Source organism: Truepera radiovictrix DSM 17093 (genome assembly GCF_000092425.1).
Classification (GTDB): domain Bacteria; phylum Deinococcota; class Deinococci; order Deinococcales; family Trueperaceae; genus Truepera; species Truepera radiovictrix.
This window is the reverse complement of the sequence record NC_014221.1, coordinates 2,426,568-2,451,393: the sequence shown is the minus strand read 5'-3', so window position 1 is coordinate 2,451,393 and position 24,826 is coordinate 2,426,568. Positions and strand designations below refer to the sequence as shown.

Annotated in this window: 22 protein-coding genes and 1 riboswitch; of the genes, 15 read left to right on the top strand and 7 right to left on the bottom strand. The window is 69.8% G+C overall.

The window, feature by feature from the left end:
- Nucleotides 1-14: 14 nt before the first annotated feature.
- Nucleotides 15-1,163 (bottom strand): deoxyguanosinetriphosphate triphosphohydrolase, encoded by a 1,149-nt coding sequence (locus TRAD_RS11240; protein WP_013178733.1) that lies wholly within the window; start codon nucleotides 1,161-1,163, stop codon nucleotides 15-17.
- A 151-nt stretch (nucleotides 1,164-1,314) separates the two neighbouring features.
- Here TRAD_RS11240 and TRAD_RS11235 point away from each other — a divergent pair, with 151 nt between their 5' ends.
- From TRAD_RS11235 to TRAD_RS11210, 6 genes are all read left to right on the top strand, one after another.
- Nucleotides 1,315-2,142, top strand: coding sequence for an inositol monophosphatase family protein (locus TRAD_RS11235; RefSeq protein ID WP_013178732.1), 828 nt, complete (start codon nucleotides 1,315-1,317; stop codon nucleotides 2,140-2,142).
- A 23-nt stretch (nucleotides 2,143-2,165) separates the two neighbouring features.
- Nucleotides 2,166-2,273, top strand: a riboswitch (TPP riboswitch).
- Nucleotides 2,274-2,370: 97 nt separating this feature from the next.
- Nucleotides 2,371-2,946 carry a YkoF family thiamine/hydroxymethylpyrimidine-binding protein gene (locus tag TRAD_RS11230; RefSeq protein ID WP_013178731.1) on the top strand — a complete coding sequence of 192 codons (576 nt, stop codon included), beginning with the start codon at nucleotides 2,371-2,373 and terminating at the stop codon, nucleotides 2,944-2,946.
- Complete coding sequence (locus TRAD_RS11225) at nucleotides 2,943-3,632, top strand: TenA family protein (RefSeq protein ID WP_013178730.1); 690 nt, start codon at nucleotides 2,943-2,945, stop codon at nucleotides 3,630-3,632. Before TRAD_RS11230 ends, TRAD_RS11225 begins: the two co-directional genes overlap by 4 nt.
- Entirely contained in the window at nucleotides 3,629-4,414 is a 786-nt protein-coding gene (locus TRAD_RS11220) for an ABC transporter ATP-binding protein (protein ID WP_013178729.1), read from the top strand. Before TRAD_RS11225 ends, TRAD_RS11220 begins: the two co-directional genes overlap by 4 nt.
- Nucleotides 4,411-5,235: an ABC transporter permease gene (locus TRAD_RS11215; protein ID WP_013178728.1), complete on the top strand. Its 825-nt coding sequence runs from the start codon at nucleotides 4,411-4,413 to the stop codon at nucleotides 5,233-5,235. The genes TRAD_RS11220 and TRAD_RS11215 overlap by 4 nt, the downstream gene beginning before the upstream one ends.
- Nucleotides 5,235-6,266: an ABC transporter substrate-binding protein gene (locus TRAD_RS11210; protein ID WP_013178727.1), complete on the top strand. Its 1,032-nt coding sequence runs from the start codon at nucleotides 5,235-5,237 to the stop codon at nucleotides 6,264-6,266. Before TRAD_RS11215 ends, TRAD_RS11210 begins: the two co-directional genes overlap by 1 nt.
- A 111-nt stretch (nucleotides 6,267-6,377) precedes the next feature.
- Here the strand turns inward: TRAD_RS11210 and TRAD_RS11205 are convergent, their stop codons facing one another.
- The 4 genes from TRAD_RS11205 to TRAD_RS11190 all read right to left on the bottom strand — a co-directional run bounded on the left by TRAD_RS11205 (nucleotide 6,378) and on the right by TRAD_RS11190 (nucleotide 10,147).
- On the bottom strand, nucleotides 6,378-7,430 hold the full coding sequence (locus tag TRAD_RS11205) for a sugar-transfer associated ATP-grasp domain-containing protein (RefSeq protein WP_013178726.1): 1,053 nt from the start codon (nucleotides 7,428-7,430) through the stop codon (nucleotides 6,378-6,380).
- Nucleotides 7,431-7,492: 62 nt separating this feature from the next.
- Entirely contained in the window at nucleotides 7,493-8,368 is an 876-nt protein-coding gene (locus TRAD_RS11200; protein WP_185095164.1) for a bacteriorhodopsin, read from the bottom strand.
- Nucleotides 8,369-8,477: 109 nt separating this feature from the next.
- Nucleotides 8,478-9,053: a type 1 glutamine amidotransferase domain-containing protein gene (locus TRAD_RS11195; protein ID WP_013178724.1), complete on the bottom strand. Its 576-nt coding sequence runs from the start codon at nucleotides 9,051-9,053 to the stop codon at nucleotides 8,478-8,480.
- 83 nt (nucleotides 9,054-9,136) lie between these two features.
- Nucleotides 9,137-10,147 (bottom strand): SDR family oxidoreductase, encoded by a 1,011-nt coding sequence (locus TRAD_RS11190; RefSeq protein ID WP_013178723.1) that lies wholly within the window; start codon nucleotides 10,145-10,147, stop codon nucleotides 9,137-9,139.
- Between the two features lie 242 nt (nucleotides 10,148-10,389).
- Here TRAD_RS11190 and ispG point away from each other — a divergent pair, with 242 nt between their 5' ends.
- From ispG to TRAD_RS11175, 3 genes are all read left to right on the top strand, one after another.
- On the top strand, nucleotides 10,390-11,619 hold the full coding sequence (gene ispG, locus TRAD_RS11185) for a flavodoxin-dependent (E)-4-hydroxy-3-methylbut-2-enyl-diphosphate synthase (protein WP_013178722.1): 1,230 nt from the start codon (nucleotides 10,390-10,392) through the stop codon (nucleotides 11,617-11,619).
- A gap of 200 nt (nucleotides 11,620-11,819) precedes the next feature.
- On the top strand, nucleotides 11,820-12,719 hold the full coding sequence (locus tag TRAD_RS11180; RefSeq protein ID WP_013178721.1) for a phytoene/squalene synthase family protein: 900 nt from the start codon (nucleotides 11,820-11,822) through the stop codon (nucleotides 12,717-12,719).
- Nucleotides 12,720-13,160: 441 nt separating this feature from the next.
- Nucleotides 13,161-13,652: a hypothetical protein gene (locus TRAD_RS11175; RefSeq protein ID WP_013178720.1), complete on the top strand. Its 492-nt coding sequence runs from the start codon at nucleotides 13,161-13,163 to the stop codon at nucleotides 13,650-13,652.
- A gap of 288 nt (nucleotides 13,653-13,940) precedes the next feature.
- On the opposite strand, the gene TRAD_RS11170 is transcribed toward TRAD_RS11175, so the two are convergent.
- Nucleotides 13,941-14,258, bottom strand: a complete 318-nt coding sequence (locus TRAD_RS11170; RefSeq protein ID WP_013178719.1) for a YbjQ family protein — start codon at nucleotides 14,256-14,258, stop codon at nucleotides 13,941-13,943.
- On the bottom strand, nucleotides 14,259-16,166 hold the full coding sequence (locus TRAD_RS11165; RefSeq protein ID WP_013178718.1) for a hypothetical protein: 1,908 nt from the start codon (nucleotides 16,164-16,166) through the stop codon (nucleotides 14,259-14,261). It lies immediately after the preceding gene.
- Between the two features lie 206 nt (nucleotides 16,167-16,372).
- On the opposite strand from TRAD_RS11165, the gene TRAD_RS11160 reads away from it, so the two are divergent.
- The 6 genes from TRAD_RS11160 to TRAD_RS11135 all read left to right on the top strand — a co-directional run bounded on the left by TRAD_RS11160 (nucleotide 16,373) and on the right by TRAD_RS11135 (nucleotide 24,598).
- Entirely contained in the window at nucleotides 16,373-17,911 is a 1,539-nt protein-coding gene (locus TRAD_RS11160; RefSeq protein WP_013178717.1) for a phytoene desaturase family protein, read from the top strand.
- Between the two features lie 125 nt (nucleotides 17,912-18,036).
- On the top strand, nucleotides 18,037-20,229 hold the full coding sequence (locus tag TRAD_RS15760; protein WP_185095163.1) for a carotenoid biosynthesis protein: 2,193 nt from the start codon (nucleotides 18,037-18,039) through the stop codon (nucleotides 20,227-20,229).
- Nucleotides 20,226-21,320 (top strand): glycosyltransferase family 2 protein, encoded by a 1,095-nt coding sequence (locus TRAD_RS11150; RefSeq protein ID WP_013178715.1) that lies wholly within the window; start codon nucleotides 20,226-20,228, stop codon nucleotides 21,318-21,320. Before TRAD_RS15760 ends, TRAD_RS11150 begins: the two co-directional genes overlap by 4 nt.
- A complete protein-coding gene (locus TRAD_RS11145) occupies nucleotides 21,317-22,753 on the top strand; it encodes a phytoene desaturase family protein (RefSeq protein WP_013178714.1) in 1,437 nt (478 codons plus the stop codon). The genes TRAD_RS11150 and TRAD_RS11145 overlap by 4 nt, the downstream gene beginning before the upstream one ends.
- 128 nt (nucleotides 22,754-22,881) lie before the next feature.
- Nucleotides 22,882-23,739, top strand: coding sequence for an ATP-binding cassette domain-containing protein (locus tag TRAD_RS16735; RefSeq protein WP_083770804.1), 858 nt, complete (start codon nucleotides 22,882-22,884; stop codon nucleotides 23,737-23,739).
- 343 nt (nucleotides 23,740-24,082) lie between these two features.
- Nucleotides 24,083-24,598 carry a hypothetical protein gene (locus tag TRAD_RS11135; protein ID WP_013178713.1) on the top strand — a complete coding sequence of 172 codons (516 nt, stop codon included), beginning with the start codon at nucleotides 24,083-24,085 and terminating at the stop codon, nucleotides 24,596-24,598.
- Nucleotides 24,599-24,826 lie beyond the last annotated feature (228 nt).

Below are 24,826 nucleotides of genomic sequence, written 5' to 3'. Positions count from 1 at the left end.
TCGGGGCGCAGCGCTCACGTCAGCGTGTGCGGGTCGAAGAGCCGCCGGTACTCGTCGCCCGCGTAGCGGTCGGTCATCCCCGCGAGGTAGTCGGTGACGGTGCGGGTGAGGCCTTTTTCCTCGGCGCGGCGCTGCAGGTCGGCGGGGAGCATCTTGGGCGTCTCCATGTAGGCGCAAAAGAGCGCCTCCAGGATGCGGTCGGCCTTTTTGGTCATGCGGATCTGGCGGTAGTGGTAGTAGAGGTTGGCGTACAAAAAACGCTTGAGTTCGCGCAGCTTCCGCGTCAGTTCGGGGGTGGTGCAGACGAGCTTTCGGGGGGCGCTGCGCACGTCCTCGAGGCTTGTGACGCCGTGCGCCTCGATCTGCTCGTGGGTCGCTCGGATCGTCGTCTCGATCATGAGCCCCAACAGTTCGCGGATGAGCACGTAGCGCTCGGCGCTGCCAAAATGCGCAGGGTCGAGCTTGAGCGCCGCCATGAGTTCGCCGATAAGGGGCACCTCGGCGATCTGGTGCGGGGTCAGGTGGCCGCTGCGCAAGCCGTCCTCGAGGTCGTGGGCGTTATAAGCGAGCTCGTCGGCGACGTTGACGACCTGCGCCTCCAAAGAGGGCTGTTTGTCGCTCTCCCAGTCGGTGTCGGGCACGTCGTACTCGGTCTCGTGCTTCATGATGCCCTCGAGGGTCTCCCAGGTGAGGTTGAGGCCGGGGAAGTCCGGGTAGCGGCGCTCGAGCTCGGTCACGACCCGCAGCGACTGCTTGTTGTGGTCAAACCCCCCCTCCGCTTTGGCGAGGCGGTCTAGCGTCTTCTCGCCCGCGTGCCCGAAGGGCGGGTGGCCGAGGTCGTGGGCGAGGGCGACCGTCTCGGCGAGGTCTTCGTTCAGACCCAGCGCGCGGGCGATCGAGCGGGCGACCTGGGCGACCTCGAGGGTGTGGGTGAGGCGCGTGCGGTAGTGGTCGCCTTCATGGTTGACGAACACCTGGGTCTTGTACTCGAGCCGGCGAAACGCCGTGGTGTGCACCACGCGGTCGCGGTCCTTTTGAAAGGCGGTGCGGTAGCGCGACTCGCTCTCGGGGTAGACGCGCCCGCGGCTCGCGCTGGCGCGCGCGGCGTAGGGGGCGAGCGCCGCCTCTTCGGCCCGCTCGAGGCGCTCTCTGGAGAGGATCATGCATTTAGCTTAGCGGGTTGGCGCGCGTGTGGGCAGGGGGATAACGCGCAGTTGGAGGGGCTCGGGACGCAGGTGGTAGGTTAGTCCTGGCGTCCCGCACGCTTACGCGCCAACGCCCAACACGTTCACACCACACCCAGGGAGCCCCACGATGAACCTCCGCGCCTACCTCGACTTCGCCACCGAACTCGCTTTCGACGCCGGACGCCTCACGCTCGGCTACTTCGGCCGCGCCTCCCTGGAGGGCTTGGAGGGCACCGAGTACACCGAGTACAAGGACGACGACTCGCCGGTCACGAGGGCCGACCGCGAGGCCGAGGCGCTTATCCGCCGGCGCCTGGAGGCGCGCTACCCGGACCACGCCGTCGTGGGGGAGGAGTACGGCGAGACGAACGCGGGGAGCACGCACCGCTGGTTCGTCGACCCCATCGACGGCACCAAGGCGTTCGTGCGCGGGGTGCCGCTCTACGGCGTCTTGTTGGGGCTCGAGATCGAAGGCCGCGTCGAGGTCGGCGTCGCCTACTTCCCCGCGCTGAACGAGATGTGCGCCGCGGCGACCGGCTTGGGGTGCACGCTCAACGGGCGCGCGGTGCGCGTCTCCGAGGTCACGACGCTCGCGCGCGCCACGGTCGCGCACACCGACGCGGGCGCTTTTGCGCGCTACGGGCGCGAGGGGGCGTGGCGCCGCGTGGCGCGCGCGGCGTACGACCGGCGCGGCTGGTCGGACGCTTATGGGCACATGCTGGTCGCCACGGGCCGCGCCGAAGTCATGCTCGACCCCGTGATGAACGCTTGGGACTGCGGCCCTTTCCCCGCGCTGCTGCGCGAGGCGGGCGGCTTTTTCGGCGACTGGTCGGGGCGCGAGACGATCCACGGCGGGGAGGCGATGAGCACGACCCGGGCGCTCTTGCCCGAGCTCTTGGCGCTCATAGGTGAGGGCGACGCGCCGGCAGCGGATGGTGCCCAAGCTACCTTTTGAGGCGCGCGCGCCGCGTACACTACCCTCGTCACCAGGGGTGCCTTCGGGCTGAGAGGACGGCGTCAGCGCGGTCCAACCCACCGAACCTGATCCAGATCATACTGGCGTAGGGAGTGTGACGCGCGGACGCCCCGTCGTCCTGCACGCCTGCTTTGACCCCCTGAGTGACCGACACCGAGGGGGTGTTTTGATGTTTCAGCCTGCCGTTAGAGCCCTTTGGAGGGCGCGGTGATCGGCGCGCGCTTCTCGCTCTACCCGATGACCGACGCCTTCGTGCCGCGCATCTTAGAGGCGCTCGGCGCCCTCGACGAGGCGCCCTTAGAGCGCGACATGGACGACCTCTCGACCTTCGTGAGCGGCGAGGAGAACGCACTCTTTTGCGCCTTAGAGGACGTTTTCGGTCGCGCCGCGGCGAGCGGCGAGCACGTGGCGATGAGCCTGCTGCTCTCGCGGGGCTGCCCCGGCGAACCCGGTGAAGACCGCTGCGACCCACGCGCGGCGCCCTCCGAGACGCCGGCGGCGCGCGCCGCCGAGGGTGCCGAGGTAGCCTGCCAGTTTTCGCTCTACCCCATGGGTACGGCCGCCTACATGGACGCCATCTACGACCAGATCAAAGCGGCGCGCTCGCGCCCGGGCCTTCGCGTGACGCCGCAGCACTTCTGCACCCGCCTCGAGGGGCCGCTGCCGCAGGTGTTCGCCGAGCTGCGGCGGGCGTTCGACGCCGCCGCCGAGAGGACACCGCACGTGGTGATCCACGCGACGCTCGCGGCCAACAGCCCTTCGCGGCGAACTGCGGCGGGATGAGCGCGCGCTACGGTATAGGGGTCGGCACCGGCTTTTTGTCGGGCCTGTTGACCCGTGACCTGTCGCCCCTGCGGCGAGGGCTGCTAGAGCACCCCTTCTGGCGGGGGTTGGAGACCGGCGAGACGACCCGCGCGCAGCTCGCTCAGTTCGCCCTGCAAGACGCTTGGCTGATCCGCGAGGTCCACCGCCTAGACGGCCTCGCCATCGCCAAGGCACCGAACCTGGAGGCGGCGGACGCGCTTATCGCCAAACTCGCCTTCAAGCGCGAGGCGTGGGGGGCGCTCGTGCGTTTCGGAAGGGCGCTCGGCTTAAGCGAGCGGGCGTTCGATGACCCCGTGCCCCTACCCGCCTGTGCGGGGCTCACCGCGCACTTCTACTACCACTTGGTGCGCAGCTCGTTCGCCGAAGCCGTCGCCGCGATCGGGGCGAGCGAAACGATCTTTTTAGAGCTCTGCGCCCGAGTCGAGCGTCCACTCTTGGAGGTCTACGGCTTTACAGCGGACGAAGTCGCCTTTTTCAGCGTTCACGAGGCGCTCGAGCCGGCCGAACGCGCCCTCTCGGGGTTGCTCGCGCCCTTGGTCCAGACCGACGCCGAGCGCGAGCGCGTGACGCGCGCCGTCGAGCTCTCACACGGTTTCGAGCGGCTCTTTTACGACGGCCTGCTCGAGCTGCCGCCACCGCGATGAGCGCCGTTGCAACGACGGCGCCGGCGGTCGCCGCGCCCGTCCAGGCGCCAGCGCTCGAGCTCGTCGGCGTCTCCAAGCGCTTCGGGGACTTCGAGGTGCTGCGCGACGTGTCGCTCACCGTCGCGCCGGGCGCGTTCGTCTCGCTGATCGGCCCCTCGGGGAGCGGCAAGAGCACGCTTCTAGAGATCGCCGCGGGGCTGCTTAAGCCGAGTGCGGGGCGGGTGCTGCTCGGCGGCCGCGCGCTCACCGCGCCGGGGGCCGCGGGGTACGTGCCGCAGGGCGATCACCTGCTGCCGTGGCGCACCCTTTTACACAACGTGATGCTGGGGCCGCAGGTCCGCGGGGTCGCGCGCCGCGAAGCGCTCGCCGAAGCGCGCGCGCTTTTGCAGCGCTTCGGCTTAGGCGGTTTCGAGAACGCCTACCCGCACGAGCTCTCGGGGGGGATGCGGCAGCGCGCGGCGCTGCTGCGCGCGGTGCTCTTCGAGCGCCGCCTGCTGATCCTCGACGAACCCTTGGGCGCGCTCGACGCGCTCACGCGCCTGAGCGTGCAGCGCTGGCTCGCCGAACTCGTCGCCGCGTGCGGTGCGAGCGCCCTGCTCGTGACCCACGACGTCCGCGAGGCGCTGCTGTTGTCCGACACCATCTGCGTCCTCAGCCGGCCGCCGGCGCGCGTGCGGCTCCGCCTCGAGGTGCCGCTGCCGCGGCCGCGCCCCCCGCAGGCGCTCGCCGAGCTCGCCGAGCTCGAGGCGACGCTACTTAGCGCGCTCTTGGAGCCCGCGTGACGGCGGCGCTCTTCGGCGCGGCGCTGCTCGCTCTCTGGGAGCTCGCCGTAAGGGTCAGTGCGACGCCGCCGACGCTGCTGCCGCCGCCGACCTTGGTGGCGCGGACGCTCGTGGAGAACGCCCCGCTGCTCGCGCACCACACCCTGACGACGCTGTTGCAGACGCTGTTGGGCTTTGCGCTCGCGCTCATCGTCGGGGTGTCGCTCGCGCTGCTCATCGACCTCTCAACAACCCTGCGGCGGGCGCTCTACCCCTGGCTGGTCGCCTCGCGAACGGTGCCCATCGTCGCGCTCGCGCCCCTCATGCTCATCTGGTTCGGCTTCGGCCTCCTGCCCAAGGTGCTGCTGGTGGCGTTTTTCTGCTTTTTCCCCATCGCGGTCGCCACCACCGACGGCCTCGCCCGCACCGACCCGGAGCTCCTCAAGGTGTTTCGCTCCGTGCGCGCGAGCCGCACCCAGACGCTGTGGTGGGCGCGGTGGCCGTCCGCGCTGCCGAGCCTCTTTTCGGGGGTGCGCATCGCCGCGGCCTACAGCGTCAGCGCCGCGATCTTCGCCGAGTACGTGGGCGGTTTCGCGGGGCTCGGCGTGCTCATCCAGAGCGCCGCGAACGCCCGCGCGACCCCGCTCGTGTTCGCCGCCATCGTCGTCACCGCCTGCGCGAGCTGGTGTTTTTTCGCCCTCGTCGGGGTCCTCGAGCGCCGCGCGCTCCCGTGGCGTTACCGCAAGGAGCGTACCCCCCGACCCGTTCACCTCAAACCTAGCGACCTCAAACCCAGTGACCCCAAGCCTAGCAACCTCACGTGGGATTTCAAGGAGGAGTAATGCGCCGGACGCTTTTCTCGACCTGTCTACTCTGTCTACTCGCCCTTAGCCTAAGCTTTGGCGTCGCCTCGGCCCAACCCCACCGCGTGCGCCTCGCGCTCGACTGGGTGCCCAACACCAACCACACCGGCATCTTCGTCGCGCTCGAGCGGGGGTGGTACCGCGAGGAGGGGGTCGAGCTGCAGCTCTTGCCCTTCGGCGGCGTCACCCCGAACCTGCTGGTCGCGCAGCGCCAAGCCGACGTCGGCATCTCGGGCACCGAGAGCGTGCTCCACGCCGCCGCGGTCGGCGAGCCGGTCGTCGCGGTAGCGGCGATTTTGGCGACCAACACCGCCGCTTTGGCCGTGCGCAGCGACGCCGGCATCACCCGCCCGCGCGACCTCGACGGCCGCCTGTTTGCCGCGATCGGCGTGCCCTGGGCGCGCCCGGTCATCGAGGCGGTGATCCGCCACGACGGCGGCCGGGGCGACTTTCGCGAGGTGCAGCTCACCACCGCGAGCTTCGACGCGGTGCTCGAGGGCCGCGCCGACTTCGCCTGGGTGTTCGAGGGGTGGCAAGGGGTCATCGCCGAACGCGCGGGCATCGATGTGACGCTCTTTAACTTTAAAGACTACGGCATCCCCGACTACTACACGCCGCTACTCACCGTCCATCCGGAGGCGTTAGAGGACGAGGAGGCGGCGGCGGCGCTCCGCGCGTTTTTGCGGGCCACCGCGCGCGGCTACACCTTCGCGGCCGAGCACCCCGACGAGGCGGCCGAGCTGCTCCTGGCGGCGGCGCCCCCGGGGTCGCTCCCCGACCCCGAACTGGTGCGCGACTCGCAGCGCGTGGTGTCGCGCTCGCTGCGCGAACCCGGTCGGCCCTGGGGGGTGCAGCGCCCCGAGTTTTGGGCCGGTGAGCGCTCCTACCCGCGGTTTTTGTTGGCGGCGGGGGTGCTCACCGACGTGGGCGGCGACCCCGTGACCGAGCTGCCGCTAGAGACCCTTTTTAGCAACGCGCTGCTGCCCACCGAGCCGCTGCCGGGGGAGTGAAGGCCGGGGGGCGCTGCGACCCCGATCGCGAAGCCGCAGGTGGCGTCTCCGGAGGGTGGGCGCCACACCCCTGTGGGTGACGGTCGCGTCGGGAACCAGGGGCTACCCGCCCTAGATGACCCGGTGATGCTCGTAAAAGCGCCGCACCCGGGGGTCGCGCAGGAGGCCGCCGTGAACCTGCAACAAGTCGAGGTCGGGGTTGGCGTTGCCCTCTAAGACGCAGAACCCCGTCTCGGTGACGACCACGTCCCAACCGACATAGAGCAGCAGCGGCAGGGCCCGCACCGCCCCTAGGAGCGCCTCGCAGAGCGCCCGCCAGTGCGGCACCACGGTGCCCTCGATGGGGGCGCCCGTGTCGGGGTGATGGGTCTGCCACACGAGCTTCCCCGAGGTGCGTTTGGCGTGCTTGACCCCCCTAGAGAGCGCGCCCGTGTGCGGTTCGACGAGCGCGCAGAGCCCGCCGCGCGACCAGTTGTCGGTCGGTTCGGTGCCGCGCGCGCCGAAGCGGTGCACGGCGCGCGCGACAAAGGGCTCGTCGGTGTCGGGGTCGCGGAGGGTCATCACCCGCACGGTGTTGGTCGAACCCGGAAAGATCGCCTCCGCGTAGGCGGCTTGCGGCACGGTCACGGTGACGATCACGTCGTCGAGCGCCCCGACGCGCGCCCGGAGGGCCACCTCATCGACGGGCGCGCCGTTAAGCCGCAAAGGCGGCGCTTCCAAGCGCAGCACCCCCTGCCCGCGCGTCCCACGCGACGGTTTGAGGACCAGGCTGCCGTAGGCCGCGAGCGCCCCCAAAAGGTCGGGAGGGGCGTCGGGGGTGGCGGGGTAGAAGGTCCCCCGTTCGATGAGGCCGACGACCGCGGGTACCGGCAGCAGCGCCCCGAGCGTCTGGCTGAAGAGCAGCTTGTCTTTGAGCAGGCCCTGAGCGAAGCTGCCGTTGATAAAGAAGGTCTCGAGCCGCGCGGTGTCGGGCAGATAGGTCGCCGCGCCCTCGGGGTCGTGGAGGTCGTAGAGGCGAAACGACGCCTCGCGCAGGCCGCCGCGCCACATCGCCAGGCGCCGCGGCAAGCTCGTCGTCAGCGGCGCCTCGCGCTGGTACTCGAGGCGCTTTTTGAGAAACCGAAGGGGGCGCTTGGCGCCGTAGCGGGGGTCGGTGCGGGTCACGGGGTCTCCTCGGGCGCACCATGACACCCCCCGTGGGGCTTGTCAAGCGAAAGTGACCACCCCTAGGAGCGGTGGACCCGCCCCTTGCGCGGGGCGCGCCCCCCCTGGGGCTGCACCGCCGCGACCCCCGCACCCCCGCGCCGGTCGGGGTTGGGCTGCGTTTCGGACTCGAGCGCGTGCGCGTAGCCGTCGGCCTGGCTGCGCAGCTCGGCGACGCGGCTCAGCATCACCCCGTAGATCACCTTCGAGACGACGTCGGCGACCGTAAACGAGATCTGCCGTGCTACCACGCCCCCTTCGGAGAGGGCGAAGACGGGCATTAAGTAGGCGCCCGGATAGAGCAGCCACGACCCGAGGAGCACCCACCACACCCCCCGCATGAGCCCCGCGGCGCGCTCCGGCAGCGCGTCCGGCGGGTCGAAGATGGTCCGCCGCACGAGCACCAGAATCCAGAGGAAAAACGCCGTGCTGATAGCCCCCCAGAGGTAGAGCCGGGCGCTGTCGGTAGCCTCATAGAACTGCCCCGCGTACCCCGTGTAGATCATCGCCAGGCCGGCGACGACGAACTGCAACCAGAGGCGGCGAAAGCGCGCGCCGGTAAACCCCATGACGATGAGGAGCTGCGTGAGCAGGATGGGGACGTCGATCGACCAGTTGATGTAGCGGTAGCCGTTGTTAAAGGCGGTCGCGCCGCCTTCCCACACCTCGCCGTTAAACGTAAAGGCGCTCAGCCAGGTCTGGTGGAGCTGATAGAGCGCCAAAAAGGCGCTCACCATCACCACCGCCGAGAGCGTCGAGGAGAGGCGGTAGGGTGGGGCGGCGCGTTTGCTGGTGGTCACGAAGTAGACGAGCCCCGCGGCCATCGCCGCGTACCCGAGCGTGAGCGTGTTGGAGACGATGCTGTAGGACACGGGCGAGTAGGTGAGCAGGTTTTCCATGGTGAGCATAGCAACCCCCGGCGGGCCGTCCCGCTACGTGGCGAGCGGGAGGGTCAAAAGGCGCGAGGGTCGCCTGCGGCGACCCTCGCGCCTCGCAGCTTGGCAACCCCTAAGCGCTGCGCGCCTGCGCTTGGTGCTCGCCTTCGGCGATCTCCTCGACGAGCTTCGCGCAAAAAGCGGGCAGGTCGTTCGGGTTGCGGCTCGTGACCAACCCTTGGTCGGTGACGACCTCCTGATCGACCCAGGTGCCGCCCGCGTTGCGGATGTCGGTTTTCAGCGTCGGGTAGGAGGTGAGTTCGCGCCCCTCGACGACGCCCGCCTCGACGAGCAGCCAAGGGCCGTGGCAGATAGCGGCGACCGGTTTGGCCTGCTCGAAAAAGGCGCGCACGAAGCGTACGGCCGCCTCCTCGCCGCGGAGCGTGTCGGCGCCGACCGTGCCGCCGGGGATGATGAGGGCGTCGTAGTCGTCGGCCGAGACCTCCGAAAAGCGCTTGTCGACCGTGAAGGTGTCGCCGGGCTCGAGGTCGCTGTTGACCGCCTGGACGCTGCCGGTCTCCGTGCTGATCACGTGCACGGTGCCGCCGGCCGCCTCGACGGCCTTTTTCGGCTCGGTAAACTCGACCTGCTCGGTGCCCCTAGGCGAGATGAGGAGGGCGACCTTGCGGCCCTGCAGTTCGTTGCCCATCGTTGCCCCTTTCTGAACGCAGGTGCGTTCGGTTGTGTAACGCCATTGTGGCGGCTCAGGGGGGCGCGGTCTGTGGGGTGAGCTCAGGTTAGGGCGCGCCTGCCGGCGAGCGCCGCGGCGACCCCGACGCCAAGGGCGCCCGCGGCGATCAGCGCGGCCGCCAAGGGGTGGCGCGCCCCGCGGGTGTAGAGGCTGGTTTCGCGCACGCGCCCCTCGTACGCGCCGCGCTCGTAAAGGCCGAACGTCGGGGCGTGCAGCGCCCCCTCGGGGTTTTGCGGGGGCCTACCCGAGCGCTGCTGCTCGAGAAACCCCTGGCTGCCGAGCGCTTTGTCGGCGAGGCGCGGCGCGCGTTGGCCGAGCACCGAGATGAGCTTGCCGCCGCCCCCCACGACGAGGTCGCGCACGGGCGTCTCGGCGGCGTGCATGATTGCCTCGGCGACGAGGTCGGGCGCGTAGACCGGGGCGGGCAGGGTGGGCTCTTCGTCCATGTAGTTTTTGGCGTGCTGCGGGAAGGGCGTGTCGATACTTCCAGGTTTGATGAGCGTGACCGAAATGGGGACCCCTTGGGCCTCGAGCTCGGCCCGCAGGGCGTCGGTAAAGCCCTTGACAGCGTGCTTGGAGGCGGAGTAGAGCCCCTGGTTGGGGAGCGCGCGGTCGCCGACGGCCGAACCGACGTTGATGAGCGCCCCGCCGCGCCCCCTAAGGTGCCGCACCGCCGTCAGCGAGCCGTAGACTACCCCCCAGAAGTTCGTCTCGAAAAGCCGCCGGTAATCTTCGATCTGGCCCTCGACGATCGGTCCGAAAATCCCGACAGCGGCGTTGTTGACCCAGGTGTCGAAGCCGCCGAAGCGCTCCCATGCGCGCTGAGCGATCCTCTCGACGTCGGCTTCCTTGCCGACGTCGGCAACGACGTACACCGCGTCGGTGCCCCCGCGTTGAAGCTCCGCGGCGAGCGTCTGCAGCGCCTGTTCGTTGCGGGCGGCGAGCACGAGCTTCGCCCCGCGTTCGGCGGCCCGCCGCGCGGTGACGAGCCCGATCCCCGACGACGCGCCCGTGATCACCATCACCTGGTCGTGAAGCGCTTTAAGCTGCATGGGTCCCCTCCCTCGCCGGACGGGGCGCGCTCGTTCGGTCCGCGCCCCGTCCGGCCCGAGCTACCCCGCTATCTTCGTGCGCTCCGCGCGGGGCGTCTTCGGCCGCTCTTACAATCGGGGCCCGCCGCCTCCGCGCGCGTCACGCGCCACGTAGGGCGCGCGCAAGACAAACCTGTTGGGACGGGCCTACTCCTCCGAGGGTCGCAACACGCCCCCCGAGCCCTTGTGAGTAGACTAGACGCATGGCCTACCCTCGCCGCAAAACCGTCACGACCTATGTGGGGGGCGTCCCCATCGGTTCGGAGCACCCCATCGTGGTGCAGTCGATGACCAACACCGACACCGCCGACGCGCAAGCGACCGCGCAGCAGGTCGCCGAGCTCTACCGCGCCGGTAGCGAAGTCGTCCGCATCACGGTCAACACCAAAGACGCCGCTAGAGCCGTTCCCGAGATCCAGGCGCGGCTCCTCGACGAGGGTCTAGAGGTGCCGCTCGTCGGCGACTTTCACTTTAACGGGCACCTCTTGCTGCGCGAGTTTCCCAAGACCGCCGAAGTGCTCGCGAAGTACCGCATCAACCCCGGCAACGTCGGGGCGGGGCGGTACCACGACCAGAACTTCTTGACCATCATCGAGGTCGCCAAAACTTTCGACAAACCGGTGCGCATCGGGGTGAACTGGGGGTCGCTCGACCAGCAGCTTTTGACCAAGCTGATGGATGAAAACGCCGCTTCGCCCGAGCCCAAAGAGGCGCGCGAGGTGATGATCGAGGCGATGCTCCAGTCGGCTCTGCTCTCGGCCGAGCTCGCCGAGGCGCACGGCTTGGGGCACGACAAGATCATCCTCTCGGCCAAGGTCTCCGCCCCGCGTGACCTCTGGGAGGTCTACAGGCGCCTAGCGGCGCGCTGCGACTACCCGCTCCACCTAGGGCTCACCGAAGCGGGAATGGGCGTCAAGGGCATCGCGGCGAGCGCGGTCGGGCTTAGCGTGCTCCTCGCCGAGGGGATCGGCGACACGGTGCGCGTCTCCCTCACGCCGGAGCCGGGGGCGCCGCGCACCAAAGAGGTCGAGGTCGCCCAGGAGATCCTCTCGGCGCTCGACCTGCGGCGCTTCGCCCCGACGGTGACCGCCTGCCCCGGTTGCGGCCGCACCACCAGCACGCTTTTCCAGGAGATGGCGCGCGACATCCAGGCCTACCTCAAGGCGCAGATGCCCGTCTGGCGCGAGCAGTACCCGGGGGTCGAAGGGCTCAAAGTAGCCGTCATGGGTTGCGTGGTCAACGGCCCCGGCGAGTCGAAGCACGCGGACATCGGTATCTCGCTCCCCGGCACCGGTGAGGACCCGAGAGCCCCCGTCTACCGCGACGGCCAGTTCGTCGGCGTGTTGCAGGGCAAAACCATCGTCGAAGACTTTAACCGCATGCTCGACGAGTACGTCAAGGCGCGTTACGGCCAGCGGGAAGTGAGCGCGTAGCGCGTCGCCAGCTGCGGCCAAGTCCCAAGTCGGCGGCGAGGGCGGCGGCAAGAGCACACCTAGCGCGGCGAGAACGTGGGGTGGGTCGTACTTGGGCTTTTTTGGCGCGTGTCATGATTGGGCCACATGACGATCGCCGGCGGAACTGACCCAATGCGTCGGGGCCACATGGGGTGGGGGAGAGCCTATCGGAGGCGACTGTGATCGGTGCGCGAGCGTCCGGGCTGACCCACGTGTTCGAACCCAAAGAGGCCGTCGCCGCCTGTGCGCAGCTCACCCGCGCGCACTCGAGCACCTTCTACTTGGGTTCGCGCTTCTTTCCGGCCCGTGAAAGGAGCGCCGTGTCGGTGATCTACGCCGTCTGTCGCAGCGGCGACGACGCCGTCGACGAGGCGCCCTCGCCGGAGGTGGGGCGCAGGCGCCTGCTCGTTTGGCAAGAGGGGATCGAGCGCGCCTACGCCGGCGAGCCGCAACCCGGAGCGTTTCTAGAGGTCGGTCTGCACTGGGTGCTGCAGCACTACGAGGTCCCCCGGAGCGCCTTCGACGAACTCTACTTGGGGCTCGAGTCCGACCTCGACAACCGTCCTTTTCACACCATGGACGAGCTGATGCTCTACTGCCGCCGCGTCGCCGGGGTCGTCGGGCTGCTCATCGCCCCGATCGCGGGCTACCGCGGTGGCGAGGCGACGCTGCAGTGCGCCCTAGCGCTCGGCCAGGCGATGCAGCTCACCAACATCTTGCGCGACGTCGGCGAAGACCTCGCCATGGGGCGCCTTTACCTGCCCCTCGAGCTGATGGACAAGCACGGCGTGACCCGCGCTTCGCTCGAGGCGGGCGTCGTCAGCGACCGCTACATCGCCCTTTTGGAGGAGCTCGCCGAGCGCACCTGCGCGCTCTACCGCGAGGGGTGGCAGGGGATCCCCAAACTCAACGGCGTAGCGGCGGCGGCGGTCGGGGTAGCTGCGCTCAACTACGAGGGGATCCTCAACAAGCTTCGGCAAAACGGCTACGACAACCTGACCAAGCGCGCCTACTTGCGCCCCGTCGAACGGCTCGCGCTGATTCCCAAAGCCGTCTACGGCATCTGCAGCGCCCCGTAACGGCGCCCAGAGCCCCCTGGGGTTTCGCTAGCTGTCAGCACCCTTTACGCGTCTCAGCACCCTTTACGCGTCTGCCCTTAGGGGTGTAGGGGTGCAGACGGTCGTCCCAGCTTCGAGCACCGAGGTTCCCAAGCTCTCCTGAGGCGTAACATGCACGTTTCGGGGCGGGCGCATCAACAGCGGGGTGAGGCAATCAGAGTACCGCCCCGACGTGTCCGGCGAGGGTGACCTGATGTGCCGCTGCCGTTATCTGCAGGGAGACCTTGACCCTCATAGGTGAGCCAAAGCACGGTTTAACGCGTCCCTCATGCACTTTGTAAGACAGGGTGAGGTTGCGTCCGCGACCCTACGCCTATACTCGCTTCAGGCCTAAAGAGCGTGTGACAAAACCCTGCTGTCACCTGCTTGCACCGCGCGCGCACCCCGAAGGAGACCTCCCTTATGAAAAAGTTCGCTGCGTTTATCGGCATCTCGCTACTTGTGCTCTTCGCCTTTGCTCAAAACGCGCCGACGGTAGAGGAGACCATCGCCGCGCTCGAGGGGGGCATCACCAACATCCCCTTAGACGCCGCTATCGCCAACATCGAGGGGTGGGAGGAGCAGCTTAGCGGCTCCGAAGACGTCGCCGTGCAGAGCATCGCCGACCAGCTCGGTCAACTCCGTGAAGCGCTCAGCGCCGAAACGATCGACGGTGCCGAGGTCGGCGCCCTGCTGACCAGCTTAGGCGCCGAGACGGCAGCTGTCGGCCAAGACGCTGGCGAAGACCAGCTCGTCGAGCTCGGCAACCTGCTCTCCGAAGCGGGCGCCATGCTGACGGGTGACGACATGGGCGCGATGACCGGCGGTGAGATGGGCGTGATGACCGGTGGCGACATGGGTGTCATGACCGGGGGCGACATGGACGACTCGGAGGACGACTCGGACAGCCAGTAAGGCTGACGCGTCGTCGTCCAACGTAAGAGCGCGAGGGGCCGACCGGGTCGGTCCCTTTGCTTTTTGCTGCCCATGACGGGCATCACCTGGCGGGTTACGCGCTCAGGCGAGCTACCCTGCACACACGTTTTAAAGACCCATAACGGCGTTTCGCGGCGCTGCTCCTGTTCGTGCGTGCGCTTCGCCGACGGGCGCCCTTCTCGCTCCCCCACAGCGCCGCGGGGGTCGTCGAGGCCGCGCACGGGGGCCTACTTACGCTTCTGGGCCGCTTAGTAGGTCACTTCGCCCTCAGTCGGGGCGAGGGTGTCGGTAGCGAAAGCCGTTGCCATACACGATGATTTCAGCACCCCCCTCAACGACCTTGGGCGCAACCACCCTGACACCGAGCACGCCGTCGTAGCCGTTTGCCTTGGCTTTTTCCTCGAGGGTCTCCAGGGCGCGCGTCAGGGTCCTCTCGAGGAGGGCTTCGTAGTGCTTCATCTCCCCGCCGACGAGGTTGCGCAGGTTCTCCCGGAGGTCTTTGACGACGTTCGCGGCGCTCACGGCGCAGGCGGTGAGGAGCTCACCGACCTCAACCCCCTCGACGCGCTCCGTGGTGTAGAGCACCTAACGCCTCCGCCGCAACCGGCGCCACCACCAGTAGGGGGTGGCAGCAAGCAGCACGAAGGGCAGAAGCACGGCCGCGACCAAGGGGAGCGTGGCGGCTGCGGCAGTCGGGCCGAAGTGGTACTTGGCGAGGAGCAGGCGGGGGCGAACGTGGCCTGAAAGCACCGCCGTAACGTCCTCACCAAAGCCCTGCACAAGGTCCGCACCAAAGGGGCCGAAGGTGGGTTCGCTGCCGACCATAGCGACAGCGCGCCTCGGTTCACGGCTGCTAGCGACGGCCCGCCGCACGGCGGGGGGGGTGAACTTCTCCAGCCGCGAAGGCTGCTCCAAAAGCCGCGTCACGAGGTCGTTGCGCGCCTCCTGGGGAAGGGCGCCGACATAGAACGCGACGGCGCTCAGGTCGCGCGGGAACGCGTCAGCTAGCGCGTTGAGGGTGGGGGCGGGGAGCGCCAAGAGGGGGTCCATCTCCTCTCGTGGGAGCAGGGCAAGAGCGGCGACCGTGCGGAAGTCGCCGGTGTCGAGAAGGCGCGCCAGGGAGCGCGAGGAGAAGTCCGTCGGCGCCTTGTAGCGGTAGACCTCGAAAGCCACGAGTTCGTCGAACCGGTCGCCGGCGACCTCGAGCCACGCCAAGACGGTGCTAAGGGGTGCTACCTCGAGCACCCGCAAGGCGTTTTCGCCGTGCCGCAAAACGCGCCCTAAGCGCCCCTCGCGCGCTACCGCCACGACGTCCTCGGGGGCTCTCTCGGCGACGCGCGCCAACGTGTAGAGCTGCTCCGCTGGGGTGGCGTGCAGCGCGGCGTGAAAGTCGGGGTCCTCGGCGAGCACGATCAGGGTACCGAAGCTCTCGGTAAAGTGTCCCCACTGCCGCGCGACCTCCTCGGCGACGCCGTGAGCGAGCACCTCGCTGACCTCCGGGAGCTCATCGCGCAGGGCGGCGACGATCTGCAGCTGAATGTCGCGCTGCGTCGCCTCGCTCGTGAGCTGCCGCCGGATGGCCGGGAAGGGGCCGTGAAGGGCGCTGCTGGCCAGGTCCCAGATGATCAGCCCACCCCCCAACACCCACCCCACCACGGGGATCGCAGCGGTGCCGGCGCGGCCCAAGAGGCGCGCGCTGAGGTTGCCCGCGATGCGCCGGGTGAGCTGCGTGCTCAGGCGCTGGGCGACGGCGCGGGCGGCGTAGCCACCCGCGATGGCGGTGATCCCGACGGCGCTCGTCGCGCCGACACCCACTTCGGGAACAAAACCCTGGGTGAGCGCTTCCGTACCGAGCCGCTCGACGTAACGCTGCAGCTCGCGCTCGAACGCCCCCCCGACCGCGTCGCCATAAGCGGCCCCCAAGTAGCGTTGCAGGCACGCGGCGGTCTCGCCCGCGCTGCGCGCGGCGACCGTCGTAAAGGTGCGGGTGAATTCGGCTGCCACCTCGTCGGCGAGCGTGGTGAGGCGCTTTTGCAGCGCCTCGCCGCGAAAGGTGTGTTCGGCGACCCGCTCGGCGAGCGCGTTGGCCGAGGCCGGGGAAAACGACGCGACGGTTCGCTGGGTGAAGGGGGTGTCGCGACGCACCCCCTCGATGGCGCGGTCGACCTCCCGCTGGAGCAGGTTGGGCATCCCGAGCTCGAGCCACTTGCGGTCGACGAGGCGCGGCAGGTCCACAGCGGCGATTTCGGCGTCGAAAAACGTGCGCGCGAGCCCCCCGATCTGCCCCTCGACGTCCGCGCCGTCCAGCGTCAAGCACCCCTCGAGCGCCCCGTCGGGGTACGCCGCGGAGGCGAGCGCGACGCGCGGGGCCGCGCTCGGGGTAGCCGCTATGGCCGCGCCGCCACCTGCTAGGCTCAGCGCCACCGAGGCCCAGATAGCCGCTATGGCCGCGCCGCACCGCGTGCGCGCAGCGTCATTCGTCCGCCTTTTCATGGTGGGGCTAGTCTAGCACGGGTGGGTAGAGCCCTGGGCGGCTCAGCGGGCGACCTCACGGCGCTCGAGCGGGTGGGCCGCGGCTCTGCTCGGCGACGGTTCGAGGACGGCGCGCACGACGCGCGCCCCGCAGCGGCCCGCTGGGAAAAGGGCCATGTGTAGGCGGCTTCCACGATTAGGCCGTTGGGGGCGGGCTAGAGTGAGGCGTGCCAGACTTCGACGTCATCACCGTGGGCGCGGGCCACAACGCGCTGATCACCAGCGCTTACCTCGCCCAGGCGGGCTACCGAGTCGGCGTCTTCGAGCGCCGCGAGATCGTGGGGGGGGCGGTCGCCACGCAGGAGATCATTCCGGGTTACCGCTTCGACCTGGGCGGGAGCGCCCACATCCTCATTCGCCTCACCCCCATCGTCGAGGAGCTGGGGCTCGAGCGCTTCGGGCTCGAGTACCTCGACATCGACCCGCTCTTTTTCGCCCCCTACGAGGACGGGGAGAGCGTCTTCGTGTGGCGCAGCGAGGAGCGGACCATCGAGGGGCTCGAGCGCGCCTACCCGGGCGAGGGGGAGGCGTACCGGCGCTTTCTGGACGACTGGCGCCCTTTCGGCAGGGTCGTCAAAGAGCTCTTTTTGAGCACGCCGAGCCCGTTAAACCTGGGCCGCAAGATGGTCTTCGGTAAGGCGGTGCGCGGCGACTGGAAGCGGGCCCTGTCCATGATCCTCAAACCCTACGGCGAGGTCGTCGACAGCTACTTTCAAGAGGAGCGGGTCAAAGCGCCCTTGGTGTGGATGGCGGCGCAGTCGGGGCCGCCGCCCAGCGAGCCCTTCTCGTCGCCCTTCGTCCTCTGGCAGCCCCTTTACCACGAGGGCGGGATGGCGCGGCCGAAGGGCGGTTCGGGGATGCTCACGCAGGCGCTGGCGCGGCACATCGCGGCGCACGGCGGCCAAGTGTTCGTCAACGCGCCCGCCGAGCGCATCCTCGTCGAGGGGGGTCGCGCGACGGGGGTGCAGGTCGGGGGGGAGGTCTACACCGCGCGCACGGTGGTCGCCGGGGCGCACGCACTAGAGACCTTCGGTAAACTTCTGCCCGAGGCGCACCGCCCCGAGGGGAGCCGCAGCATGCGCGTGGGCAACGGTTTCGGAGCGATTTTGCGGCTCGCGCTACGCGAGCGGGTCCGCTACCGCGCCCACCCCGGTGACGAGGCGCGGCGCGCGCTAGGGCTCATCTGCCGCGACCGGGCGCAGCTAAATGCCGCGTACGGCGAGTACCTGGCGGGCCACCCCGCCTCCGACCCGCCCCTAGTGGCCATGAGTTTTAGCGCCGTGGACGACACCTTGGCGCCACCCGGGGGGGAGGTGCTGTGGCTCTGGGCGCAGTACTTCCCCTATGAGCTCGCCGGCGCTCGGCGCTGGGACGACATCGAGGACGAGGTCGCCGAGACCATCCTGGACGCTTTCGAGGTCCACGCCCCCGGCACCAAGGCGAAGGTCGTCGGGCGGCTGTTTCAGCACCCGGCGTGGCTCGAGCGCCACTTGGGGCTCTACCGGGGCAACGTCATGCACCTCGAGATGAGCTTGGACCAGATGTTCGCCCTGCGGCCCTTTTTGGGGATGGCGGAGTACCGGACGCACCTGCGGGGGCTCTACCTGACGGGGGCGAGCACGCACCCGGGCGGTGGCATCATGGGGGCCTCGGGCCGGAACGCGGCGCGGGTGGTGCTCAAGGATCTGGAGCGCAAGCGGGTATGAGGGGGTTTGTAAGCGGGATAGTGATTTGGATCGGAAGTTTGTGGCTAGAGGTGGTACTGAGAGATGAGTGCCGAGAGACGAGAGATGCGTTTTAAACCAGCGACTCGGTACGCCTGTCTCAGCACTTGGCACGGTTGCGCCACCTGCTCCCTACAAGCCACGAGCCCTTCGGCGCCATGACCTACTTGCAGTTTCACCTCGTCTTCCTCCTGCCGCCTTTGCTGCTGCTCGGCGCGCTGACGCGCCGCGCGGCGCGGCGCGGCGAGCTCCCCCGCTTCGGCCTCGCCGCCCTCGCCCTGCACGCGCTCGTGGCGTTTCTCTACACCACCCCGTGGGACAACTACCTGGTGGCGCGCGGCGTGTGGGGGTACGGGGCGGGGCGGGTGCTCTTCACCGTCGGGTGGGTGCCCTTCGAGGAGTACCTGTTTTTCATCCTCCAGACGCTGCTGACGGGGACGCTGACGCTGCTCTTGGGGCGTTCGGTGCGCTTGGGGCCGCCCCTAGGAGCCCACACCGCGCGCCTCGTGCAGGGCGGCGGGGCGCTCGCGTGGCTTCTCTTGGCGGCGGCCGGGGTGCTCGCGCTCTCGACCGAACGCGGCACCTACTTCGGCCTCATCGCGGCGTGGGCGGCGCCCGTGTTGGCGCTGCAGTGGGGGTTTGGCGGCGACCTGCTCGTCAGGCGCTGGCGCTGGGTGCTGCCGAGCGCCGCGCTGCCGACGCTCTACCTCTGGTTGGCCGACCGCGTCGCCCTCGGCGCGGGCATCTGGTGGATCTCACCGGCGCTCTCGACGGGGTGGCGGCCCCTAGGGCTGCCCGTCGAGGAGGCGCTCTTTTTTCTGCTCACAAACCTGCTCATCGTCTTCGGGATGACGCTCGCCCTCGCGCCCGAGTCGTTAGGGCGGTTGCGCGCGCTCGCCAAGCTCCGCTGGTGGCGCGTGGCGTTCGTCTTGTGGGTGCTGACGATGGTGCCGACGCCGCTCCTGCCGGGGGCGTTCGTCCCGCTCGCCTACCTCAGCACGCTCCTGCTGACCCTCGGGGTGCTGGGCTGCGCCCTGGAGCGCTACGGGCGGCGGGCGTGGTCGCTCTTTGCGCTCGCCTTTCTTTTCGGGGTGGTGGTCGAGTGGCTCGGCTACCGCACGGGTGTGCCCTTCGGGGCGTACCGCTACACCGCGCCGGGGCCGGCGCTCTTGGGGGTGCCGCTGCTGGTGCCTCTAGGCTGGTTCGCGTTCACCATGATCGCCCTCGCGCTCGCCCCGCGGGGCAGCGCGCGCTGGTTCGCGCCCCTGGTGCTGGTCGCGTGGGACGTGGGGCTCGACCCGCTCATGGTGTCGCAGGGCTTCTGGGCGTTCGCGTCGGGGGCGTACTACGGGGTGCCCCTGAGCAACTTCGTGGGGTGGTACGCCGCGGGGTGGGTCTTGGTGGCGCTGCTGCTGCGGCTCGAGCCCCGCTTGGAGACGGAGCGTCCGCGCGACCTGCACGCGGTCTTCTGGGTGCAGCTCTTTCTCATGACCTTCGGCCTGCTCTTTTTCGGCCTGCCGTGGGCGGCGCTGGCGGTGCTCGTGGCGATGGGCGCGGTCGGCATCTGGGCGGCGTTCCCGCAGCAGACCACCGCTTGGGCCGTGGGGGGCGCGGCGCGCCTCAAGCGCGCCGCGCAAGGGGCCCTGGTCGCGCTCATCGCTCGCTGCCTCCCCTGGATCATCCGGCGTTCGCTGCGGCGGGGGTTGCACGGGGTCTACGCGCGCGGGCCGTGGGGGGCGCTCCCCAAGGGGGGCTTTATCCTGGCGGCGAACCATCACGCGTGGTGGGACCCCTACTTGGCGTGGTTCATCGGCCGCCGCCTCGGCCGGCCCCTGAGCGGGCTGATGTTGGACGCGACCGTCGAGCGCTTCCCCTTTTTCCGCGCTCACGGCGCTTTAAAGACCACCGAGGTGCGCGAAGCGCTGCGGCGCCTCGCGCGCGGCGAGGTCCTTATCCTCTTCCCCGAGGGGGTGCTGCGCCCCCCCGGGCAGGTGTCACGGACGCGCCCCGGCGTCCTCTACCTCGCGCGGCGCGCGGGGGTGCCGGTGGTGCCGCTCGCGATACGCGTCACGGTGCGCGGGGCGCAGCACCCCGAGGCGCTCCTCAGCGTAGGCGCGCCCCTTGAAGCGACCGACGCCGCGGCGCTCGAGGGGGCCCTCAACGCGCTTTTAGGCGACCTCGACGACCTGCTGCGCCGCGCCGAAGCGGAGCAGCCACCGCCGGGCTTTACGGCGTGGCTAGGCGGCGCGAAAAGCACGCACGAGCGCGCGGCGTGGGTGGGGCGGGTGTTTCGCTCGTGAGCCCGCCTGCGACGGCGCTGTGGTGGCTCGTGACGCTCTTTTTGGGCGTGCAGCTCGCCGTGCTGCTCATCAACGCCGCGACGTTTCCCGTCCTCGCGCCCGCCGAGCCGGTGCGCCGGCGCCGCGTGTCGCTCCTCGTCCCCGCGCGCAACGAAGCGGCGACCCTGCCGGAGACGCTCCCCGGCCTCCTGGCCCAGGGCGCGGCGGAGGTGATCGTCCTGGACGACAACTCCACGGACGACACGCTGCGGGTGTTGCAGGGCTTCGCCGCCGAGCACCCGCAGCTCAGGGTCTTGCGGGGCGAGCCCCTACCGGCGGGGTGGGGGGGGAAGAACTGGGCCTGCTACCAGCTCGCGGGGGCGGCCTCGGGCGAGCTGGTGGTGTTTACCGACGCCGACGTCTTCTGGGAGCGGGGGGCTTTGGGCGCGCTCCTCGCCTTTGCCGAACGCCACGACGCGGTGTACGCGAGCGTCTGGCCGCGGCAGCGCACGCACACCCTCTTCGAGCGCCTCACGGTGCCCTTAATCGACCTTATCCTCCTGGGGTATCTGCCGTACCCCGCCGTGCGGCGCACCCGCGACGCGGCCTTTTCGGCGGGGAACGGCCAGTGCATGCTCTGGACGCGTTCGGCGTATCTGCAAGTCGGCGGTCACCGCGCCTTTCGGGACGAAGTTTTGGAGGACGTGCGTATGGGCCAGCGCGCCAAGGGCAAGGGGCTCAAGGTAGCCCTAGCGCTCGGCGGCGAGCTCCTCAGCACCCGCATGTACCGGAGCGCCGAGGAGACCGTCGCGGGCTTCTCCAAAAACATCGTGGCGGCCCATGGTGGGCGCCCGCAGCTCGTGGCGTCACTTTTGCTCAACACCCTCGCCTACACGCTCGCGTGGCCCCTGTCGCTCTGGCACCCGCTCTGGTTGGTGCCGGCGGCGATGGGCGCCTTTCAGCGCGCGCTCACCTGCTTTAAAACGCGCCGGAGCCCCCTGGAGGCGTTTTTGCAGCCCCTGATGGCCTTTCCCCTCTGGCGGGTGGGGTGGCGCGCGCTGCTGTCGCGCACCTACACCTGGAAGGGCCGCACCTACGGGGGGGCGTCGTGAGCGCCCCTAAAACGGCGCTCGTCTTGGGGGGCGGTTTCGCGGGGCTCTCAGCGGCGCTGCACCTAGCGCTCGCGGGGCTAGAGGTGACGCTCGTGGAGCGGGAGCCCGAGGTCGGCGGCAAGGCGGGGGAGTTTGCGGCGGGCGGGTTTCGCTTCGACCTCGGCCCGAGCGTCTGGACGCTCCCCGAGATCGTTACGGAGCTCTTCGCGCGCGCGGGGGAGACGCCCCCCGTCTTTTGGCCGCTCTCCCCCCTCTGCCGCTACCTCTACCCGTCGGGGCGGGTGTGGGACGTTTTCAAAGACGCCGAGGCGACGACCGCGCAGCTGACGCCCCACGAGGCGCGGGCGTACCGGCGGCTCGTGCGCGAGGCGCGCGCGCTCTACGAGGCGGCGGCCCCCACCTTCCTCTTCGGGCACGCGCCGGGGCCGCGCGAGCTCTTGCGCTACGCCCTTGGCGGGGGGCTAAGAGCGCACCCGGGAAAGCGCCTGCCCGCCCTTTTGCGGCAGTTCGGCGCCACGGGCGACCTCGAGCCCTTCTTTTTGCGCTTTGCGACCTACTTCGGCGCCGACCCCACGCGCGCCCCGGCGGTGCTGCACAACATCGCCTGGGTGGAGCTGGGCTTAGGGGTGTTCTACCCGGTCGGCGGCATCAAGGGGGTGGTGCGGCGCCTCGCGGCGCTCGCCGAGAAGCTGGGGGTGGCGCTGCACACGGGGGTGCACGTCGAGCGCCTCGAGGTGCAAAGCGGGCGCGTCGCGGCGGCGCACACGAGCGCGGGGGTCTTCGCGGCGGACGTGGTGGTCTCCGGGCTCGACCTCATCCGCACGCACCGGCTTTTGGGGAGGCGCTCGCGGGCCGAGCGGCGAGAGCCTTCGCTGTCGGGTTTCGTGCTGCTCTTGGGGCTCGAGGGAAAGACGCCGGGGCTGGCGCACCACAACATCCTCTTCCCGCACGACTACCGCGCCGAATTCCGGGCGATCGCGCGCGGCGCGCTCCCCGCGGACCCGACGCTCTACGTCTCGATCAGCTCGAAGTCGGAGGTCGGCGACGCCCCCCCGGGCTGCGAGAACTGGTTCGTGCTGGTCAACGCCCCCGCCCTCCCCGAGGCCGCGCCCGCTGGGGCGCACGGGGGGGAGGGCTACGCCGAGCACCTCTTGGGCGTCTTGGCGCGGCGCGGCCTGGACGTGCGGGAGCGCGTCCGCGTGCGCCGGGTCTTGCCGCCCGCCTACCTCGCGCGCTTCGCGCACCGCGGCGCCATCTACGGCGCCGCGCCGCACTCGCTCGCGGCCACCCTGCGGCCCAAGCAGACCCTGCGGGGCGTGCGCAACCTCGTGCTGGCGAACGGCACCGTGCACCCGGGGGGCGGGATCCCGCTGGCGCTCCTGTCGGGGCGCCACGCGGCGGCGCTCGTCTTGGCGGGTCGCGTGCGCCGCTAAGGGGGATCACCCCCCGTTTAGCGCCCCATTCGCGCCAACGGGGAGACCGGCACGACGGGGGCGGCGCTGCTCCCCGCCAACGCGTATCGGGGTGCAGCGCTTAGCGCCGGTGCCCCGGCCCAAAGCCCCTGCCCGGGAAGCGGTCGGGTTCATGCTGGGGCTTCTCAAACCGACCGCGGGCGACGCGCGGCTCTTCGGCGCCGACTTCTCGGGGCGCGGCGAACCGCACGCGCGTCGGGGCGGTGCTCGAGCTCTCCGGCGTGCCGGAGACGCTCACGGTGCGCGAGCACGTAGCGCACTTTGCCGCCTACTACCCGCAGCCGCTCCCGTTGGGCGAGGTCGTGGCGCGCGCGGGGCTCTCGGGGCTCGAGCGCCGGCTCTACGGGAGTCTTTCGGGCGGGCAGAAGGGGCGGCTGCACCTCGCGCTCGCCCTCGTGGGCGATCCCGACCTGCTAAACCTGGACGAACTGACGACGGGCCTAGACGTCGCCCCAAAGGCCAGACCTACGGGTAGCCCGCAGCGTCGTAGCCGATTTGGCTTACAATCGCCCTACGGGGCGCGGCTCATGAGGCTGCCTGGTAGCAGCTGGAAAGGATCGACGATGGACCCGACCCCCGCCTCACCCGACACCCCGCCCACCGCACCCGCCCAACGCGTCGACCGCACGGTGATCTTCGGCAGCGCCGAGGTGCGCGCTGCGGGGATGCACGTTTCAGGGGGCAACCTGTCGTGCGTGTTCGGTTCGATTCGCCTCGACCTGCGCGAGGCGGTGCTCGCCGCGCCGGAGGTGAAGCTCGAGTTCTTCGTCCTTTTTGGTGGCGTCGAGCTGCGCGTCCCCGCCTCGTGGCGCGTCCTGAGCGACGCGCAGCCGATTCTGGGCAGCGTCGACGAGGTCGGGGTGCCGCCCGCGCTCTCGGACGCTTCGCCGACGCTGCGCCTGAGCGGCACGGTCATCTTCGGCGAGCTCGAGCTCGAGCGCTTCTAAGCGGCCTCGCGGGTCAAGGTCGCGCCGTGTTGCGCTCTCGCGCCCGCCGCCCTCGGGTGGGAGCCCGCTTTGCACCTGGTGTAGCTGCTCGGCGCCTTTGTGCAGCCCCTGGTTGCCCCCGACTTCGGGGCGCTCGGCTGGGGGCGCACGGCGCTCGCCCGAGCCCCGAGATCGCCCGCGAGCTCGGGCTTTCAGACGGGGCGGTGCGCTCTACCTCTCGGAGGCGATCGGCAAGTTGGACGTCAGCAACCGCACGGCGCGCCTCGCGCGGGAGAAGGGGTGGCTCGAGCCTCTTAAACTTCGCTTAAGCTAGGGCTGCTAGGGTGGGCGGTGGAGGTTACGCGTGAAAAAAACCCTGTTTGTCCTTCTTTTCGTCGTCCTGGGGGCCGCGCACGCGCAGGCGTTCTATTTTGGCCTCTCGACCGGTTCGCCCTACGTCAACGAGGACTTTAAGGCGGGCGCGCACCTCGGCGTCGCGCTCTCGCCGTCGCTCGAGCTGCGCGTGAGCGCCGAGGGGAGCCTGCGCGACGCCCGCCCCGAGATGGCGAGCTTGGACGTGCTCGTGCCGGTCTACTACTTCACGACCGACAACGTCAACGTGCGCGCGAGCGCCGCGCCCAACACCACGACCCACAGCAACCTCTACCTGGGCGCCGGGGTCGACGGCTACTACCGCCAGAGCGCGCGCCGCCTCACCGACGTGCGCCGCTTCGGGGTCCACGGCGTCGTGGGGGCCGAGGCGATGCTCGGGCGCATCGGGCTCTTCGGCGAGCTGCAACCCGGCGTCGTGGCGCCGCCCAACTTCAACAACCCGCGCGGTTCGTTCCGCGGCCGCTTCGGGTTCAACTTCCACTTCTAGACCCTCGAGAACGGCCTTACCTCGAAGACCCTTGGCGACAGCGCCAAGGGTTTTTGCGATTTGAGCGTCCGGTCGGCTAGCACGACCTAGGTTCCGTTGACGTCGTCCTAAGCATTATTCTAAGCTTCCGCATGAACCGGTTTGGGTTCGTGGCCTGTGGCCTGTGGCTTGTGGCCAAGCCACAGGCGCTCGCTGGGCGCTAAACCAGCGGCCAAAGTGCATGAAGGT

Coding starts and splice junctions, on each gene's coding strand:
- TRAD_RS11195 (WP_013178724.1), bottom strand. CDS start 9,053: ATGGGCAACGAACTGCAGGGCCGCAAGGTCGCCCTCCTCATCTCGCCT.
- TRAD_RS11235 (WP_013178732.1), top strand. CDS start 1,315: ATGAACCTCCGCGCCTACCTCGACTTCGCCACCGAACTCGCTTTCGAC.
- TRAD_RS11210 (WP_013178727.1), top strand. CDS start 5,235: ATGCGCCGGACGCTTTTCTCGACCTGTCTACTCTGTCTACTCGCCCTT.
- TRAD_RS11240 (WP_013178733.1), bottom strand. CDS start 1,163: ATGATCCTCTCCAGAGAGCGCCTCGAGCGGGCCGAAGAGGCGGCGCTC.
- TRAD_RS11200 (WP_185095164.1), bottom strand. CDS start 8,368: ATGGAAAACCTGCTCACCTACTCGCCCGTGTCCTACAGCATCGTCTCC.
- TRAD_RS11190 (WP_013178723.1), bottom strand. CDS start 10,147: ATGCAGCTTAAAGCGCTTCACGACCAGGTGATGGTGATCACGGGCGCG.
- TRAD_RS11220 (WP_013178729.1), top strand. CDS start 3,629: ATGAGCGCCGTTGCAACGACGGCGCCGGCGGTCGCCGCGCCCGTCCAG.
- TRAD_RS11175 (WP_013178720.1), top strand. CDS start 13,161: ATGAAAAAGTTCGCTGCGTTTATCGGCATCTCGCTACTTGTGCTCTTC.
- TRAD_RS11165 (WP_013178718.1), bottom strand. CDS start 16,166: ATGAAAAGGCGGACGAATGACGCTGCGCGCACGCGGTGCGGCGCGGCC.
- TRAD_RS11225 (WP_013178730.1), top strand. CDS start 2,943: ATGAGCGCGCGCTACGGTATAGGGGTCGGCACCGGCTTTTTGTCGGGC.
- ispG (WP_013178722.1), top strand. CDS start 10,390: ATGGCCTACCCTCGCCGCAAAACCGTCACGACCTATGTGGGGGGCGTC.